Genomic DNA, 17,388 nt, shown 5'->3' on the forward strand with positions numbered 1-17,388 from the left:
ATTTTCCATTTATTGAATTCTAATGACAATACTAAAAAACAAGCTAAAGCAAGATAGAACCTCGTTAAGTATCTAAAAATATACAATATTTAACAAAACGAAATTATTTATCGGACAACAATGAAAAGTAATATAATAACATTGCTGATTTTAAAAATAATTAAAAATAAATTTAACTTTTAACATCTTGTTTTACAGTTATTTTTTGGGGTTTTTCAATGATTCTAAATTGTTTTTAGATTTTTAATAAAACCAAATCGAAAACTATCCCGTAAATGACCTTATAACTTAAAACATTCATTATGAAAACTAGAAAATTTTTAGCAACAGCAGTTTTAGCTTTAGGATTTGCATTTACATCAAATGCTCAAAAAACAGTAATGGTAGGCGAAGCAGCAATGTATCCAAATAAAAATATTATTGAAAATGCGGTGAACTCAAAAGATCACACTACTTTGGTTGCTGCAGTAAAAGCAGCGGGATTAGTAGAAACATTGCAAGGTAAAGGGCCGTTTACTGTTTTTGCTCCAACAAATGCTGCTTTTGATAAATTACCAAAAGGAACAGTAGAAACTTTATTAAAACCTGAGAACAAAAAGAAACTTCAAACCATTCTGACTTATCATGTGGTTGCCGGAAAAATGAATTCTTCTGACATTGCAAAAGTAATAAAAGCAGGTAAGGGGAAAGCAACTCTTAAAACAGTTAGCGGCGGAACTTTAACTGCCTGGATGGACGGGAAAGATTTGTATATTTCTGATGAAAGCGGAAATAAATCAAAAGTGACAATTGCAGATGTTAATCAGTCCAATGGAGTAATACATGTAGTGGATACTGTATTGTTGCCAAAAATGTAAAATCAAAACAAGATTAATTGATTCTTTACAATTCGTGTTAAGTCACAGTTTTATGATATAATAAAACTGTGACTTTTTTAAATTATATCTTCTTTACGTATTGTGTGATAATCACAATCTGCTGACCATCGACTTTTCCTTCAATATATTCGGCATTTTCATGGTCTAAACGAATGTTACGAACAGCAGTTCCTTGTTTGGCAACCATACTGGATCCTTTTACTTTTAAGTCTTTGATCAATACTACCGAGTCTCCGTGCTGTAAAACAACGCCGTTGCTGTCACGATGAACCAGTTTGTTTTCATCATCTTCACCTTCTCCGGTTGCCTGAGCCCATGCAAGGGTATCTTCGTCCAGATACATCATATCAAGCAATTCCTGAGGCCAGCCTGCAGCTCGCATACGGCTCAACATTCTCCATGCTACGACTTGTACAGCAATGTTTTCATTCCACATACTGTCGTTAAGGCATCTCCAGTGATTTAAATCTGCGTTATCAGGGTTTTCAATTTGGTCAATACAGGTTGTACAGGCCAGAATACTTTCATCCAGACCGCCTTTTTGAGTTGGTAAAACCGTATATACTTTTAGGTTTTCTTCAGCGCCGCAAAGTTCACATTTTGACCCGCTGCGTTTGTTTAATTCTCTTTCGATGCTCATTGTTTCATGTTTATTTGATAGGGCGAAATTAGTTTTAATTTGATTCGCTGGCAAATTTATATTTCGGGTTTCTAAATCTGGAAATTAAAGAGGATTCTATTTCTTTTTTGAAGCACAAATTTCATTATTTCAAGACCTTTTGTCCCGCTATCCGCTTGTATCTTTTTCTGTTTAAAGAAACCACAAAAAGGATACCGCTATTATCGGGGCTAAATTAGAAATTTTTGTTTTCAGAAAATATTTAGTGGCTATAAATCCTTTTTCACCCTTACCGCATCCGGAACCAGCATTTCATATTCTCCGCCATTACGCAATACATCACGAACAATGCTTGAACTGATAAATGAAGTACCTGCCGCAGTTAATAAAAATACGGTTTCAATTTTAGAAAGTTTTCTATTGGTATGGGCAATCGCTTTTTCGAACTCGAAATCGGCAGGATTACGCAAGCCTCTTAAAATAAAATTGGCGTTTAGTTTTTGAGCCAGATCAATAGTCAAACCTTCATAAGTGATTACCGAAATTTTAGGTTCGTCTTTGAAAGTCTCTTCAATAAAACGTTTTCTTTCTTCTAGTGAAAACATGTATTTTTTTTCGGCATTTACACCAATAGCAATCACGATTTCATCAAATAAAGGAATTCCTCTTTTGATAATGTCTTCATGACCTAAAGTAATCGGATCAAATGATCCCGGGAATATAGCTTTACGCATTGTTTAAAGTTTCTGAGGTTGGGTGGTACTAAGATTAAGTGTTAGTTGTAATTAGCTTTTTTTGGATTATTTCTCATCAGTATAAAAAAGAAATCCAACTGATGTTTTTAAAAATGACATCCAAAGGGTTCCGATTTTAAGTTTTTGTAAATTCAAAGTTACAAATGAACTAAGTTTCTAAGGTTTTTTTATTGTTTTATTGTTTTATTTTTTATTGCAATTGATATTTGAATCAGCTAATTCGTTTTGTATTTAAATCATTCCAGGACAAAAATGCCCGGCAGGTCGTTAAAAAGTACTCTGTTTCATTCAAAGATTTCTTTCGTTTTTTGGAGGCGCTAAGGTTCTGAAGAACTAAGTTATTGAGTTTTATTGGATATTTAAACGATTTATTTTCTCCTTATTTTTATTATTTTATCTTCCTGATAAAGTTTTAAAATATCTTTCCTGGAATAATAAACTTTTTGATCTGAAAAATTTTCAGCTTTATCCAGATCATCAATTTCGTATGGCATATAGGCCTCAAAATCATTATGGGTGGTATAAACACTGTCTTTGGTCACTTTGTCAATCCTCATATTCGAATAATAGCCGTTAGAAAATTTTAAATTATAAACATCTCCAATAATTGGATTTTGTATTAGGATACTGGTTTTATCTTTTTCATCAAAATAATTGCTGATTGTAAAAATAATGAATACAACTAAAACGATGGAGCCCAGAAACATCCAGGGTGTAGCATCTAATTTTTCATTTCTAAGTTTTAATTGAATGTTCCCGGATAAATCTTCATAATCAAATGTTTCTTTACAATGGTCGCAATCAATAAATACGATTTTGCCAACAGGAAATAAAGGAATTAAAGTAAGATGTGTATATCTTCTGTAAATACTAAAATGCAATGAATTTTCTTGGTTACATTTTGGGCATTTTTCGTTTAAAATGGTTCCGTTTTTTATGTTTGAATCCCGGACTCCAACTAAAATCATCATAAATTAATGTATGATATTAAAAAATAAAGGTGCTGTAATCTTAAAATCTCAGCACCTTCGTATTTTAGCAATTTATGCTAATGCCAGTTCAATAGCATTTGTAAATAAATCTTCCAGTGATATTCCGGCTGCTTTGGCTTGCTGCGGAATCAAACTTTCGGTTGTTAATCCCGGGATGGTGTTCATTTCCAGCATGTGCGGTTCATTGTTTACAATAATGAATTCGCTTCTTGAGAAACCTTTCATTTTCAATACTTCGTAAGCACGTTTGGCTGTTTCGCCTATTTTTTGTGTCAGTTCCTCTGAAATTCTCGCTGGTGTAATTTCCTGAGACTTCCCTTCGTATTTGGCTTCGTAATCAAAGAAATCATTATCAGAAACGATTTCTGTGATGGGTAAAACGATGATCTCGCCTTTGTAATTGATAACGCCAACAGAGACTTCAGTTCCGTCAAGGAAACTTTCGATGATGATTTCGTTATCTTCTTTGTAGGCTACTTCAATGGCGATTGGTAATTCGGCTTCGGTTTTTACTTTTGAGATCCCGAAACTTGAACCGGCTTTGTTTGGTTTTACGAAACAAGGCAGACCAACTTTGTTAACGATTTCGGCTGTATTGATCATATCACCTTTATTTAAGTAATAAGAAATAGCTGTTTTGATTCCGTATGGTTTTAAAACCGATAATAAATCACGTTTATTAAAAGTCACGGCTGCCTGATAATAATCGCAGGAAGTCTGCGGGATTCCTAACAGCTCAAAATAAGCCTGCATGAGTCCGTCTTCGCCAGGAGAACCGTGAATAGCATTGAAAATACAGTCAAATTTGATTTTTTCACCGTTTATGGTTACAGAGAAATCGTTTCTGTCTATTGGAAATTCAGCATCGTTTTCGTCTACATACACCCATTTTTCTTTGAAAATATGAATTCGGAATCCGTTGTATTTGGTTTTGTCAAGGTATTGTTTTACTACATTTCCGCTGATTAGAGAGATTTTATATTCGCTTGAATATCCGCCCATTATGATGGCTATGTTTTTCATTTTTTGGTTTTTATGTGTTCTGTTTTCTGTTTCAGCTTTTTCTTTGTTTCAGGTTTTACCACTTCTTTTTTGTCAATAAGATTGACAAAAACTTTCTTTTAAAACCTGAAGCCCTAGCCCTGATGGAAGCGGCATCCTTTTGTGCCGGGGTTCGGCATAAAAGATACAGCGTACAGCAGGAAACAGCTCCTTATAATAACGAGTATTAAAAGCTTTACTGTTTTAAACAAAATTATCATTTTTTTTGAAACTAAATAGCTTTATATTTGCGTTCATCAAAAAATAAATTTATGAGTTTACGTAAGTATTTAACGAGCCGTGTGTTTTTTTTGCAAGTATTGGGTGCCGCTGCTATTATTGCAGTTTTAGGTTATTTGTTTATGCATTGGCTGACGTTTACAACAGATCATGGACACGAAATTACGGTTCCTAATTTAGCGAAACTGACAGAAGAACAGGTTGAAGAAAAACTGGATGAACTGGATTTAGATTATGTGCTTTTGGATAGTGTTGATTATAGAAGTGAATATCCTAAGTTTAGTGTGGTAGAGCAGGATCCGTCACCAGGAACAAAAGTAAAAGTAGGAAGAAAAATATATATTAAAATTAACGCTTCGGGATTTTCATCTGTCAAAATTCCGGATTTAATTGATAAAACCTATCGTGAAGCCATTCCTACGTTAAAAGCTTTAGGGCTTCAGGAAGGAACGATTACCTATATTCCGAACTTAGGAAAAGATATGGTTATGGAACTCCGTTATAAAGGGAGAAATCTGAAACCAGGAGACCGCGTATTAAAAGCTTCTAAAATCGATTTGGTTTTAGGCGACGGAAAGGCAAGCTATGTAGAGGAAAGTGAGCCTGTAGACAGTACTGCTGCGCCAATTGAAGAAACCCCAGCTGATGAATAATAATAGTGAAGAAAATTTAGATCTGGAAGACGAATTATTCGAACATTTCAGGTTTGAAGTCCCAAAAGGTCAGGCGTTTTTACGTATTGACAAATATTTGATGTACCTGATTCCGAATGCCACACGTAATAAAATTCAGAATGCGGCAACGAACGGAAATATTTTTGTGAATGATATTCCGGTAAAATCAAATTATAAAGTAAAACCTCTTGATATTATTACGGTGATGTTGTCGCATCCGCCGTTTGAAAACCATATTCTGCCGGAAGATCTTCCGTTGAATATTGTTTACGAAGATGATGCTTTATTACTCATTAACAAAGAACCTGGAATGGTGGTTCATCCGGGACATGGAAACTATACCGGAACCCTGGTAAATGCTTTGGCGCATCATTTTGATAATCTGCCAATGAACAGCAGCGAACGCCCGGGACTGGTGCACAGAATCGACAAGGATACATCCGGACTTTTGATTATTGCAAAAACCGAAGCGGCCATGACGCATCTGGCGAAACAATTCGAAGCCAAAACTACAGAACGTGAATATATTGCCCTTGTTTGGGGAAATGTTGCTCAAGATGAAGGAACAATAGAAGGAAATTTGGCAAGACACTTAAAAGACCGCATGCAGATGGCTGTTTTTGCTGATCCTGAAATTGGAAAACCTGCCATTACACATTATAAGGTTCTCGAACGTTTTGGCTATGTGACTTTGATTTCATGCAAACTGGAAACGGGAAGGACACACCAGATTCGTGCGCACATGAAACACATTGGGCATCCGTTGTTTAATGATGAACGTTATGGGGGGCATTTGATTTTAAAAGGAACAACTTTTACAAAATACAAGCAGTTTATTGAAAATTGTTTTAAAGCGTTGCCACGTCAGGCCTTGCATGCTAAAACGCTTGGTTTTGTGCATCCGAATACGAAAGAACTAATGCGTTTTGATACTGAATTGCCTCAGGATTTTCAGGATTGCCTTGATAAATGGCGTAATTATTCGAAATCACATCATGTTGAGGATGATGAAGAGTAAAGAGTAAACATTAAGTCCCTGAAAGTTACAGAACTATTTAGGGACTTTTTTTATGAATACGAAACACTAAAGCTAAATTTGTTGGATATAACTTAAAACAGGATGACATCCATTTCTGAAAGTATATTTATCTAATTAAATCTAAAAGTCTAATAATCTAAATTACTAAGTTTGTATTTGAGTAAATACTGCTCGTGAAATATATTTTACCTATATGAAAAACCATTTCGATCTTAGAACGGTAAATGTCACGCGTTATATCACGCCATTGCGCGAGGGAGGTTCTTTACCTGCTTTGGCAGAGGCTGATGACGACTTTAAATATGTCCTTAAATTTAAAGGTGCCGGTCACGGTGTAAAAGCTTTGATTGCCGAATTGGTAGGCGGACAAATTGCTAAAGTCTTAAAACTACAGCTTCCTGAACTTGTTTTTGCAAATCTCGATGAAGCTTTTGGACGCACTGAAGCCGATGAGGAGATTCAGGATTTACTGCAGGGAAGCCAGGGACTCAATCTGGCACTTCATTTTTTGTCAGGTGCGATTACGTTTGATCCGGTGGTAACGACTGTTGATGCTAAACAGGCATCGCAAATTGTCTGGCTGGATGCTTATATTACTAATGTTGACCGAACTTTTAAAAATACGAATATGTTGATCTGGCACAAGGAATTATGGCTGATCGATCATGGAGCGTGTCTGTATTTTCACCATTCCTGGAATAACTGGGAACAGCATGCCAAAAGTCCGTTTGCTTTGATTAAAGATCATGTTTTACTACCTCAGGCTTCGCTTTTAAAAGAAGTGGATGCCGAATTCAAAGCACTTTTGACTCCCGAAATTTTAGAAGAAATTGTAAATACAATTCCGCTGGAATGGCTGCTCTGGGAAGATACGGATGAATCTCCTGAAACTTTAAGAAACGTCTATCTGCAATTTTTGCAAACCCGATTAAATCATTCTGAAATCTTCGTAAATCAGGCTCAAAATGCAAGATAATCACTTATATGAGTATGCCGTGATTCGTGTGGTACCAAGGGTAGAGCGCGAAGAATTCCTGAATATCGGAATCATTTTGTTTTGCAAAAAAGCCAAGTTTATAAAAGTACTTTTCCACTTTACTAATGAAAGAATTCAAGCTTTTTCCGCAGATTTTGATGTAGAACAATTATATCATAATTTAATTTCACTAGAAAAAATTGCCAATGGAGATAAAGACGGCGGTCCAATTGCCGAAATGGATATTCCGTCCCGATTTCGATGGTTAACAGCAATACGTAGTTCTGCGATTCAAACTTCAAGGCCACATCCTGGACTTTGTAAGGATTTAGAAAATACTATTCAGCGTTTGTTTACAGAATTGGTTTTGTAGTTTTTACGCAAAAAAGAGGAGACTCATAAAAGCAATCTTTGATAAAAAAACCACGGATTACAACAATTTATGATGGTGTAATCCGTGGTTAACTAAATAAACTAATTCATATTCTGTATTGCTATACCATAGTTTCAAATAAGTGATTTGAAATTTATGGAAAGAAAGAATGTCTTAAAAAAATTAAAACGAACCGCAAGTATTACCTGCAAATGTTGCGCCGGCTTTACCAGTAATATCTGCTTTAACATCTAAAGCCAGTAATTTTGCAATAGTATATGGAGGTGTGAAAGCTGTGTTTTTTCCTGCAATGTTTCCTGTAGTATTAGTGAAAATATTATCAATAGAACTAACTGCGGTAAAAGTTGTTGATAAGTCGATAGGGGTGTTTACATTTTCAAAAACGCTTCTTTCTATACGGATATTAGCTTCAAAACCAGCAGCAACACACACATCGTTCCCAGCACAATTAAAATAGCTATTGATGATGTCTATTTTACCAAAGCGAACTCTTGGCAGTCTTTGTTTACAACCATTACCCCACCAACATCTTGCAAAAGTAATACGCAATGTGCCTCTGTCAGTAGTTTGTGTGTCGCTGGAACCAATCAGGTTTGAAAAACGGTGATCATTCGATCCGCCTGGGCCACCAGCTTTTGGAGCTTTTAAGTACTGAAATTTAGTGTAAGATACAGTAATAAAATCTGATTTGTTTTTAAAATCTAAGTTACCATCGACACCATCTCTGAACTCGCAGTGGTCAATCCATACGTTTTGACAATTGTCAAGTACTGCATTGTCCCAACCATCTGTATCATAAGCTCCCGGGCCTTCAAAAATAAGGTTTCTAATGATGATGTTTTTGCAATTAGTAATGTTAATAATTCCAGAATTGGATTTTGTCTGATCGGTTGATACCAATTTTGCTCCACTTACACCATACAGGGTTTTTCCTGTTTGATCTTTAAAAGCAAGTCTTCCTTTGGAAACAGCAGGTATGGTAATTGTACCTGATACTCTAATCACTTTTACAGCACTATTTTCAATAGCCGATTTTAATTCGGCATAAGTAGTAACCGGTGTTTCTGCTGCACTCCCTCCTCCGGTTGTTCCTCCGTTTTGCGATGCCCATCCGGGAACCTCATTACAGTTTCCTTCTTTGGCTGTAAGGCCATTTGTTACAGAATTTGTAGTTGGTAAAGTACTGCTTTCGTTTTGAGCAGTTTCTTCGGTATTACATGATGTAAAACCGAATATCAGTGTTAGTAGGAACGCTGAGATTGTTGATTTAATTTGCATAATTTTAAATTTGGGTTTATAAATTTTGAGAGTGCAAATCTGTCACTAATTACTTCAAAAAATATTGAACAAGTTCAATGTTTGGAAAAAATATTTACAAAAAAAACTTTTTTAAAATAATTGTAAAGGCACAAAAAAAATCAAAAAAGTACTTTTGCGCAATCGATTACATCATTTTTAATGAATTCAAATACTTATCCCGAGTAAGAATAAAAGTAAAAACAAATCTACAGCCTACTCAAATCAAACATTAAACAAAAAAATAACCTGACAGATGACATATGTAGCTTTTTTGGGTTCGAAGAAGTAAAGGTTCAGAGGTTCGAAAACCTTTTTTTGACTCTCAGTTTCTTTGCCTGAAAATTTCATCCGAAGGATAAAAAACGAGTTTTGCGTAAAACTTTTAATGGCTTGGCGATTAAAAATTTAAACTTTAAACCTGCTGAAACCGAAAAAACAGTTTTATATCTTTTTTTCCAAAAATATAAACTCTAACGGTTCTTCTGAAATCGTAACATGGATATGGCTTTCAGGAAAGGCCTCTCTTTCACCAGTATCCACATAACCGTGACGTTTGTACCACGCAATAAGCTCTTCGCGAACGGAAATAACCGTCATGGTAATACCTGATAATCCCAAATTTTTGGCATGATTTTCAGCTTTAGCCAGCATCTTTTTCCCGATGCCGCTATTTTGCAGTTCAGGTAAAACAGTTAGCATTCCTAAATACAATTGCTGTTCTTTTTTGGCCAGCAAAACTGAGCCAATAATTTTGTCGTCCTCCGTATATTTCAGGATGGTATTTTTTGGATTGTTTAAAATTTCCTGTAATTCTTCCTCAGTGGTTCTTTTTCCTTCCAGAATATAAGCTTCTGTTGTCCAGCCTTTTTTAGATGATTCTCCTCTGTATGCCGAATTGATTAATAGGTTTAATGCAGGAATGTCTTGTAATGTTGCTTTTGTAATCATTTTTGGTTAAGAAATAATTGATTTGCCTCCAGCTTTAGCTGGAACAACAAAATTAGAATATTAAGAAATGGCTTTAGCTCAATTTCACAGTTTTTTTAGCAAAAGACTAATAGGGATTCACATAAAATACCCAGTTAAATCTTGAGGCAATTGAAATGATCTCTTAGCAGATTTTTTACTAACAACATCATTTATCCGCCATTTTAAAATTAGCAGCATCAGTTTGTATTTTAAAAAAAACAAAACTTGATTAATCTTCAAGGTTTTTTACACTTTTATAGTTGCGATTTATTAAGCCAAAATACTCAATTGTTTAAAAAAGACTTGCAGTACAAATACAAAATCTCTAACGCATTTAATAACTTTTTTCAGGTTACAAGGCAACCTAAATACTATTGAATAAAATAAAGAAGAAAGAAGAGTTGCGTTTCAATAAAATATAGAAAAATCAGGAATAAAGTAATACAAGTCATTGGTTAATAGTATCTTTTTTTTTGATAACAGGATAGTGCAGGATACTACTCAGGGGTCTTAATGATATTTTAGTAAGAAATTAAAGTTTAAAATTTTAACTATAAAATTAATTATTGTTTAAAAATTACGACAATTAAATAAATAAACTATGAAAAAAACCTCGCTTAGAAACCAATTTATCATTTTTGTAATCACCATTTTATTTTGCAGTATTCCCCATGTTTCATTTGCCCAAACCTTTAATTGGGTAGGAGGGGTGAGTACCGATTTTTATGATGTCAATAACTGGGACAATACAGCTATTAACTTTGGAGCTTTAAGTTCTTCCAATTTAATTATTGGGGCAGGAACTCCCAATAATCCCATCAATATTGGGCATTCCGGTAATGATGTTATCGCCAAAAGACCAGCGACTTTAACAACCAATGTCGGTTCAAACATCATTGTAACAGGTACTTTTTTTCCAAATGGGATCTCAAATTTGAATGGCACCATAACATTGAATGCTAATGCAAATTTCAACAACAGAAATATTCTTTATTTGGGCAAAGCAGCAGCAGGAACATTAATTATAAATTCAGGAAGCGTATCCAGTAAAAATGCTTTTTATATTGGTAATGCTGCCGGTGGCAACGGTTTGGTCAATGTAAACGGAGGGAGTCTTTGGGCGGGAACCTCGCTGGAAGTAGGAACCGGAACCGGAAATCCAACAGGAAACTTAAACATTATTGGTGGTACAGTAAATGTAGCAACCAATCTTAACATTGGGACAAACGGAAATGTGTTTATTAACGGACTTGGACAGCTATTGGTTACAGGAGACAAAAAAACAGCTCTGGAAACTTATATTGCTAACGGAAAAATTACTTGTCCCGCATCGAGCAGTTTAAGTGTAACCTATGACGGATCTAAAACCAGTGTTGTTATTTATCAGGATCCTAATAGAATGATACAGGAATTTGCCAATTACATTATTCTTAAAAACGGAATTTTAGAGGCTAAAATTCAAAAAGGGACAAGTAATATTCAATCTCTGAAAATAAATGGGGTAGAAACACTCCTTCAGGTAAATTCAGGAAATGCCACCAGAATAGGTAGTTATTATGATTTGACCTCCTCTGCAGGTTTTGAAACTATCGGAGGCGCCAGTTTTTCTATCAAAGAAGAAACAGCAGATTATATTGATGTTTCTTTTAGCCGTCCTTATATTGCAGGCGTAAATGCTACTCCGGTAGATGCTGATATTCATTATGTGCTTAAAAAGGCAGATGCTGGTTTATACACGTATTCTATTCTGCGTCATAAGGCAGCTTATCCAAATTTTGATTTGGGTTCCTGGAGGCAAGTACTTTGGATTAATAATACCATAACAGATAAAATTTGTGTAAATGATTTGAAAACCTGGAACATGCCACAGCCTGGTGATACCTGGTCTTCTACATCAATTCCGGAGATTATCAAAATAGAATCGGGTGAGCGTGCTGGCAAATATGACGGAAAATACCAGTTTAGTGAAGCTTTAATTGGACTAAAAGCTTATGGACACTCCAGCGATAAAAATAATTTAGGAATTTGGGCTGTTACAGGTAATCACGAATATTTTAATAGCGGACCAACCCATCATGATCTGAATGCGGCATCAGGAATCATCCATGTTTGTATGAATGGAGTGCATTATGGTTCGGCAGGTTTTAATGTGTTGCAAGGCCAAGAATGGTCAAAAATTTATGGCCCTTATTTGATTTATGCCAACCAAAAATCAACCGCCGCTGCCAATTGGATTGATGCTAAAGCCAGAGCAGCCCAAGACGAAGCCGAATGGCCTTTTGCCTGGTTAACCAATACACCTGAATATCCTCTAGCTGCCGGACGCGGAAATATTACGGGTAAATTTGCTATTATCGATCCTTCTAAAACAGAAGTAAACGGTGGAGGCGCCTGGATAGGAGTAACGCAGCTAAGTGACGATGCTGCCGGGCAATGGCAATTTGAGGAAGAAAATTATCAATATTGGGTTCAAACCGATGCATCGGGTAATTTTAATATCAAAAATGTGCGTCCGGGAACCTATACTTTATTTGCCTATAAAGACGGAACCACGGGCGAATACAGGCAAGAAACAGTTGTAGTTACTGCTGCAGCGACAACCAATCTTGGCAATATAGACTGGGCGATTGCTCGTAACAATGGTGAGCTGGTTTTTGAAATAGGTGTTCCGGACAGAACGGCTGCAGAGTACAAATTTGGGGATTTTGATTACTGTGAAGGTTTTGTAGAAAATAAATTTGCAGCTACTTTTACCAACCCTGTCGAATACAATGTGGCAGATAAGAATTGGGCAACCGCGCTTCCTTATGTACACTCAGCTTACTTTAACGCCGATGCAACAAGATCGGTTTGGGACTGGAATATCAATTTTAATTTAACAGAAACAATTCCAACTACAGGAAATGCAAAATTAACCATTGCATACTCTAGTTCAGATCATGCTCAAAACTGGATTTTTATTAATGGCAGCCGTGTTACCCCATCTTCAGGATATTACCCGCCCAATGGTGGCGGAAATGCTTTTTTGAGACAATCCAACCACGCCAAATACGGATTAGCCACTTTTGATATTCCGTATAGTAAATTAAAGACTGGCAAAAATACCCTGAAATTACAAATGCCATCCACCTCAAGTGGAAGCAATCATGTGATGTATGATTACATTAGTTTAGAAGGAAGTTTGACAACCTTGGGTGTACATTCAGAAACGATTACCAAAGACAGCGTTAGTGCCTATCCAAATCCGACAAAAGGCATTTTTGAAATTGCGTTGCCGCTTTCAGTACACGAAACAACAATTGCATTATATAGCCTTGATATGAAATTAATTTCTACTAAAGCATATCCTGTAACCAATGGTAAAGTTCAATTGAATATAGAAAATCAGCCCAATGGTATTTATTTTGTTAAGCCAGACGCAGGAAATACAGTTGCTTTAAAAATTATAAAAGAATAAGAAAAGATTTTGTAGAGTATTATTTCCTCATTTTCATTACAGTTTAGAAGGATTAGAAATGAGGATATATAAAAGCCTTTAGCCAAAATTAACCTTTTTGCTAAAGGCTTTTTAAAAATGTTGTAAATCTACTTTAGGATTAAGTATAATGATTTTTGAATCTCTTTGCGTTCACGAGCGGGACGCTCGCTATAGTATTTTTTATCTAAGATTAAGGTCTTTATACAAAATATCAGTTACTTTTTTAATTTCAACAGCCATTTCCAAATAAGGGTTTATATTTTCAAATTCCTCTTCTTTAAAATTGCAATAGAAATTAATCTTAGTAACTAAATCCATAACTGCTTTAACGCTTTCTTTATTTAGATATACAGTGTTGCGTACAAGAGTATTATTTAACAAAGTAAGAGTTTCAACTGTTCCTTTTGCGTCTGAACTTCTTTCGAGAAATGGATTATTGTAGATTTTTTGTTCTAATTCAAATCTATAATCAATAAGTATTTTGTTTAGTTCATTGAACGCTCGAGTTTTATTTTGATATAGAATTTCTATTCGCTTTGATCGATTTGAAAGCTTATGAGTTACATAACCAACTATTATTCCGCTAAGAATTGGCGAAAGTACGGCAAGCCATTTGAAAAGTTCTATATTGTTCATTGGTTTGGTTTTTTAACAAATTCGACAATAAAGTTCTACATAATAGTAAGACTTTTTATTAATCAAATAAAAATAATCATGAAAGAAAAAACTCCCAAGTATCGCGAGCTTCCTGCTCATGAACTGTTCAATTGGTTTTGAATTTCTTTGCGTTCACAACCGGGAGGACGCTTGCTAGCAGTAGGAACTACATTATTATTGTATTAAGTTTCTCTCGAATGTCTGATACGTTGTTTACATCAAAATTGATCAATTTTTCTCGCAAAGTATTTACTTTAATCAAATTAAATTTTGCTTTGTAAAAGATTTGTAATTTAAGTTTTTTTTGAATTTCAAGATCAGAATTCATAATTGGCAGTCTTAGAAATAATTGCTCATAGGTATTGTATAATGCAAGAAAATAAAATAAAGGAATACTTAGAAAACTTAAAACAACTGGTAATATTAGTGAATTCAAATTATGAACGGATAAGAAATTTTGATAATCTTGAAATGTTTTATATAAAGCAAAAACAAAATAAATCGATCCAACTATTGTAATAATATTTGACAGAAGATTTGTTAATATTTTATTCTTATTATCTAATTCAGAAACTGATTTTAGTAAAGTAATTATTAAGATAAATGGAAAAATTAAAAATTCTATCCAGAAACTGAAGTTATAGAAATTAGATAAAAACTCAAGAAATAAAGTTAGTTTAAAGGTTTCATTTAAAATTTCTATTAAGAAATCATTGCTAGATTCTTTATTTATTTTAAAAAAAGTCACAATTCCAAATGTAAAAAACCATATAAAAGCATCTTTAGTAAGAGTGTAATCCCATAAACCAAATAACTTTAAAAAAGATAAAATACAGATGGTATATAAAATCATAATGAAATAAACTATTGTAAGTTTAGAAGCAAAAAAAACTCTTATTAAATTTATAAATGATCTGCCTAAACTAAATTTTATAAGACAAAAGATTATTATTGGTACTATCCAAAATATTAAAGCGAGTTCTCTATTTGAAAATATCTCTTGTAATTTTTCCATTTTGTGCTGATTTGAGAGGAGTTGTTTTTTGTATGAAATTAAAAAATTGAATTTTCTTCTGTCCATTCATCTTTATCATAACTTGAAAAGATTGCTGCGTCAAGTAAGCAAGGATATATTTCAGCTTTTTCACAAAGATTTTGAATTCCTTCAGAAATAAATTGATAAAAATATGGATCAGAAAGTCCGGCAGCATTTAGTTTTATAGGAAAATTAAATTTATTTAACCAATCACTAATTCTACTATCTAAAGGAATTTCATATTTAGTAAGTCCAAGAATTTGAAGAAAATTTCTAGATTGTTTTGGTCCAAAACCTTTTATTTGTTTTTGAATATTTTGCACTAAAAAAAGTTCAATTTCCTTTTCAGTTTTTAGAGTACTTTCTGTATCAATATGACTTAATATTTCCCAGTTATTACCAATTAAAGTTTGTAGATTTTCTTTTAGATGTTCAGCAATAATTGTTGACCTTCTTAAACCTCCGAAATTTTGCAAAACTTTTTGAGCTTCAATTTCTAAAATATCTAAATTTTCAACACAGAAATTCAAACTTAAAGGAAATGGTTTGGTTCCGCAAAATAAGGAAACCCTGCTATTTGGACCGGATTTTTGTTGACTAGTTAAAAGACAAATTATTAAAGTTTGCCATAGAAATTCTTTTGTGAGATTTAAATCTTGCTTTTCAATATTTCTCTTTTTTCTAATTTTGACAAAAGTATTATTCTCATGTTTTGAATAAAATTTTTTTACAGAATCAATAAGTGCAGAATCAATTTCCCATGTTAATCTCCAAGGCTTGTATTGTTTTGTCATTATTTTAAATATGATTAAGAGTTTTATTGCTTATCAAACATACCAATTTACCTTACAATAAACTAATTGAGTGCAAAATAAAAACCACAAATTACACAAAACGAAATTCATGTAATATGTGGTTCTAAAAATTTTACAAAAGGTAATCTTTACCCCAAGAAACTCTTCAACTCCTCATAAGTCTCAATCTTCACACTAACTTTCTCCTCATTAATAACACTTTTAATTTGTGTTGGAATCGGAAGCGTAATTCCTAAAGCAGGTTCAACAACATCTAAGAACTTAATAGGATGGGCCGTTTCTAAGAAAATACCAATGGCGTTCGGTTTTTTTTCCAGTTCTTTTTTCAAACCTAAATAACCAACAGCACCGTGTGGTTCTGCAATATAACCGTCTGTGTTATAAATTTTCTTCATAGCTTCAAGTGTTTGTTCATCGGTATAACTATAAGAAGAGAAGTCTTTTTCGAAAGCTTTCAGGTCATTATTGTACAATTCCTGAATCCTGATAAAGTTGCTTGGGTTTCCAACGTCCATAGCGTTAGAGATGGTTGCTTTAGAAGGTTTCGGGTCGTATTTTCCGTTTTCTAAGAATCTTGGCACCGTGTCGTTTACGTTGGTAGAGGCTACAAAATGTTCAATTGGCAAACCTAATTTCTTTGCCATAATTCCCGCACAGATATTTCCGAAGTTTCCGCTTGGGCAAGAGAAAACCAAAGGTTTGTTTTGACTTTTCAATGCTTTGTAAGCAAAGAAGAAATAAAACATTTGCGGTAACCATCGTGCAATATTAATCGAATTTGCTGAAGTCAGGTTTTTATGCGCTAGAGTTTCGTCTAAAAACGCTTTTTTTACCATATCCTGGCAATCGTCAAAAACACCGTCCACTTCAAGCGCTTTAATGTTTTGCCCTAAAGTAGTCAATTGTTTTTCCTGAATGTCGCTCACTTTTCCTGACGGATATAAAATGACAACATCAACGCCGTCAACGCCTAAAAATCCGCTGGCAACTGCACCTCCCGTATCTCCGGAAGTCGCTACCAAAACGGTGTTTTTAACATCTTTTTTGTCTTTATTAAAATATCCTAAACAACGTGACATGAATCGCGCTCCAACGTCTTTAAACGCCATTGTTGGGCCGTGGAATAATTCTAACGAATAGATTCCGTTTTCTACTTTCACCACCGGAAAATCAAAAACTAAAGTATCTGCGATGATTTCTTTTAGTTTTGCTGCAGGTATTTCGTCTCCCACAAATTGCTGAATCGCTTCAAAAGCGATTTCTTCGTGGCTTAAACTTTCGATTTTATCAAAAAAAGAAGGATCTAAAGCTGTGATATTCTCAGGGAAATATAATCCTTTGTCACTTGCTAATCCTTGTATTACCGCTTCCTGAAAAGAAACTTTTGGGGCATTATGGTTTAAACTGTAGTATTTCATTGTTTTTTTAAGTAATTAGTCCTTAGTAATTAGTGATTAGCTCTTAGTCTTAAGTTTTTTGCAACCAGGGACTAATTACTATTCACTAATTACTAATCACTAGTATTC

At 34.2% G+C, this 17,388-nt stretch carries 16 protein-coding genes; 6 read left to right on the top strand and 10 right to left on the bottom strand.

The window, feature by feature from the left end:
• Nucleotides 1–302 precede the first annotated feature (302 nt).
• Nucleotides 303–857 carry a fasciclin domain-containing protein gene (locus DMB65_RS20555; protein ID WP_110308504.1) on the top strand — a complete coding sequence of 185 codons (555 nt, stop codon included), beginning with the start codon at nt 303–305 and terminating at the stop codon, nt 855–857.
• A gap of 82 nt (nt 858–939) precedes the next feature.
• Here the strand turns inward: DMB65_RS20555 and DMB65_RS20560 are convergent, their stop codons facing one another.
• The 4 genes from DMB65_RS20560 to DMB65_RS20575 all read right to left on the bottom strand — a co-directional run bounded on the left by DMB65_RS20560 (nt 940) and on the right by DMB65_RS20575 (nt 4,267).
• Nucleotides 940–1,518: a PhnA domain-containing protein gene (locus DMB65_RS20560; protein ID WP_110308505.1), complete on the bottom strand. Its 579-nt coding sequence runs from the start codon at nt 1,516–1,518 to the stop codon at nt 940–942.
• Nucleotides 1,519–1,766: 248 nt separating this feature from the next.
• Nucleotides 1,767–2,231: a pantetheine-phosphate adenylyltransferase gene (coaD, locus tag DMB65_RS20565; RefSeq protein ID WP_110308506.1), complete on the bottom strand. Its 465-nt coding sequence runs from the start codon at nt 2,229–2,231 to the stop codon at nt 1,767–1,769.
• A gap of 389 nt (nt 2,232–2,620) precedes the next feature.
• Entirely contained in the window at nt 2,621–3,223 is a 603-nt protein-coding gene (locus DMB65_RS20570; protein WP_110308507.1) for a hypothetical protein, read from the bottom strand.
• 72 nt (nt 3,224–3,295) lie between these two features.
• Nucleotides 3,296–4,267 carry a D-alanine--D-alanine ligase gene (locus DMB65_RS20575; protein WP_110308508.1) on the bottom strand — a complete coding sequence of 324 codons (972 nt, stop codon included), beginning with the start codon at nt 4,265–4,267 and terminating at the stop codon, nt 3,296–3,298.
• 290 nt (nt 4,268–4,557) lie between these two features.
• Here DMB65_RS20575 and DMB65_RS20580 point away from each other — a divergent pair, with 290 nt between their 5' ends.
• The 4 genes from DMB65_RS20580 (at nt 4,558) to DMB65_RS20595 (ending at nt 7,587) form a co-directional block, all read left to right on the top strand.
• Nucleotides 4,558–5,178, top strand: a complete 621-nt coding sequence (locus DMB65_RS20580) for a PASTA domain-containing protein (RefSeq protein WP_110308509.1) — start codon at nt 4,558–4,560, stop codon at nt 5,176–5,178.
• Nucleotides 5,171–6,217: an RluA family pseudouridine synthase gene (locus tag DMB65_RS20585; protein WP_110308510.1), complete on the top strand. Its 1,047-nt coding sequence runs from the start codon at nt 5,171–5,173 to the stop codon at nt 6,215–6,217. The genes DMB65_RS20580 and DMB65_RS20585 overlap by 8 nt, the downstream gene beginning before the upstream one ends.
• A gap of 214 nt (nt 6,218–6,431) precedes the next feature.
• Nucleotides 6,432–7,214, top strand: a complete 783-nt coding sequence (locus DMB65_RS20590) for a HipA family kinase (RefSeq protein ID WP_110308511.1) — start codon at nt 6,432–6,434, stop codon at nt 7,212–7,214.
• Nucleotides 7,204–7,587: a DUF3037 domain-containing protein gene (locus DMB65_RS20595; protein WP_110308512.1), complete on the top strand. Its 384-nt coding sequence runs from the start codon at nt 7,204–7,206 to the stop codon at nt 7,585–7,587. Before DMB65_RS20590 ends, DMB65_RS20595 begins: the two co-directional genes overlap by 11 nt.
• A gap of 183 nt (nt 7,588–7,770) precedes the next feature.
• On the opposite strand, the gene DMB65_RS20600 is transcribed toward DMB65_RS20595, so the two are convergent.
• Nucleotides 7,771–8,886, bottom strand: coding sequence for a pectate lyase family protein (locus tag DMB65_RS20600; RefSeq protein WP_110308513.1), 1,116 nt, complete (start codon nt 8,884–8,886; stop codon nt 7,771–7,773).
• A gap of 462 nt (nt 8,887–9,348) precedes the next feature.
• Complete coding sequence (locus tag DMB65_RS20605; protein WP_110308514.1) at nt 9,349–9,855, bottom strand: GNAT family N-acetyltransferase; 507 nt, start codon at nt 9,853–9,855, stop codon at nt 9,349–9,351.
• A gap of 622 nt (nt 9,856–10,477) precedes the next feature.
• Here DMB65_RS20605 and DMB65_RS20610 point away from each other — a divergent pair.
• The gene (locus DMB65_RS20610) at nt 10,478–13,333 is read left to right on the top strand and encodes a polysaccharide lyase family protein (RefSeq protein WP_110308515.1); all 2,856 of its coding nucleotides are present in this window, start codon (nt 10,478–10,480) and stop codon (nt 13,331–13,333) included.
• A 201-nt stretch (nt 13,334–13,534) separates the two neighbouring features.
• Here DMB65_RS20610 and DMB65_RS20615 read toward each other — a convergent pair whose 3' ends face one another.
• From DMB65_RS20615 to thrC, 4 genes are all read right to left on the bottom strand, one after another.
• Nucleotides 13,535–13,990 carry a hypothetical protein gene (locus tag DMB65_RS20615; RefSeq protein ID WP_110308516.1) on the bottom strand — a complete coding sequence of 152 codons (456 nt, stop codon included), beginning with the start codon at nt 13,988–13,990 and terminating at the stop codon, nt 13,535–13,537.
• A gap of 187 nt (nt 13,991–14,177) precedes the next feature.
• Complete coding sequence (locus tag DMB65_RS20620; protein WP_123955373.1) at nt 14,178–15,026, bottom strand: hypothetical protein; 849 nt, start codon at nt 15,024–15,026, stop codon at nt 14,178–14,180.
• Nucleotides 15,027–15,064: 38 nt separating this feature from the next.
• A complete protein-coding gene (locus DMB65_RS20625) occupies nt 15,065–15,841 on the bottom strand; it encodes a hypothetical protein (RefSeq protein ID WP_110308518.1) in 777 nt (258 codons plus the stop codon).
• A 149-nt stretch (nt 15,842–15,990) separates the two neighbouring features.
• Nucleotides 15,991–17,280 carry a threonine synthase gene (gene thrC, locus DMB65_RS20630; RefSeq protein WP_110308519.1) on the bottom strand — a complete coding sequence of 430 codons (1,290 nt, stop codon included), beginning with the start codon at nt 17,278–17,280 and terminating at the stop codon, nt 15,991–15,993.
• Between the last annotated feature and the right edge of the window lie 108 nt (nt 17,281–17,388).

It is taken from the genome of Flavobacterium cheongpyeongense, assembly GCF_003202435.1.
GTDB lineage: Bacteria > Bacteroidota > Bacteroidia > Flavobacteriales > Flavobacteriaceae > Flavobacterium > Flavobacterium cheongpyeongense.

Coding starts and splice junctions, on each gene's coding strand:
- DMB65_RS20555 (WP_110308504.1), top strand. CDS start 303: ATGAAAACTAGAAAATTTTTAGCAACAGCAGTTTTAGCTTTAGGATTT.
- DMB65_RS20560 (WP_110308505.1), bottom strand. CDS start 1,518: ATGAGCATCGAAAGAGAATTAAACAAACGCAGCGGGTCAAAATGTGAA.
- coaD (WP_110308506.1), bottom strand. CDS start 2,231: ATGCGTAAAGCTATATTCCCGGGATCATTTGATCCGATTACTTTAGGT.
- DMB65_RS20570 (WP_110308507.1), bottom strand. CDS start 3,223: ATGATGATTTTAGTTGGAGTCCGGGATTCAAACATAAAAAACGGAACC.
- DMB65_RS20575 (WP_110308508.1), bottom strand. CDS start 4,267: ATGAAAAACATAGCCATCATAATGGGCGGATATTCAAGCGAATATAAA.
- DMB65_RS20580 (WP_110308509.1), top strand. CDS start 4,558: ATGAGTTTACGTAAGTATTTAACGAGCCGTGTGTTTTTTTTGCAAGTA.
- DMB65_RS20585 (WP_110308510.1), top strand. CDS start 5,171: ATGAATAATAATAGTGAAGAAAATTTAGATCTGGAAGACGAATTATTC.
- DMB65_RS20590 (WP_110308511.1), top strand. CDS start 6,432: ATGAAAAACCATTTCGATCTTAGAACGGTAAATGTCACGCGTTATATC.
- DMB65_RS20595 (WP_110308512.1), top strand. CDS start 7,204: ATGCAAGATAATCACTTATATGAGTATGCCGTGATTCGTGTGGTACCA.
- DMB65_RS20600 (WP_110308513.1), bottom strand. CDS start 8,886: ATGCAAATTAAATCAACAATCTCAGCGTTCCTACTAACACTGATATTC.
- DMB65_RS20605 (WP_110308514.1), bottom strand. CDS start 9,855: ATGATTACAAAAGCAACATTACAAGACATTCCTGCATTAAACCTATTA.
- DMB65_RS20610 (WP_110308515.1), top strand. CDS start 10,478: ATGAAAAAAACCTCGCTTAGAAACCAATTTATCATTTTTGTAATCACC.
- DMB65_RS20615 (WP_110308516.1), bottom strand. CDS start 13,990: ATGAACAATATAGAACTTTTCAAATGGCTTGCCGTACTTTCGCCAATT.
- DMB65_RS20620 (WP_123955373.1), bottom strand. CDS start 15,026: ATGGAAAAATTACAAGAGATATTTTCAAATAGAGAACTCGCTTTAATA.
- DMB65_RS20625 (WP_110308518.1), bottom strand. CDS start 15,841: ATGACAAAACAATACAAGCCTTGGAGATTAACATGGGAAATTGATTCT.
- thrC (WP_110308519.1), bottom strand. CDS start 17,280: ATGAAATACTACAGTTTAAACCATAATGCCCCAAAAGTTTCTTTTCAG.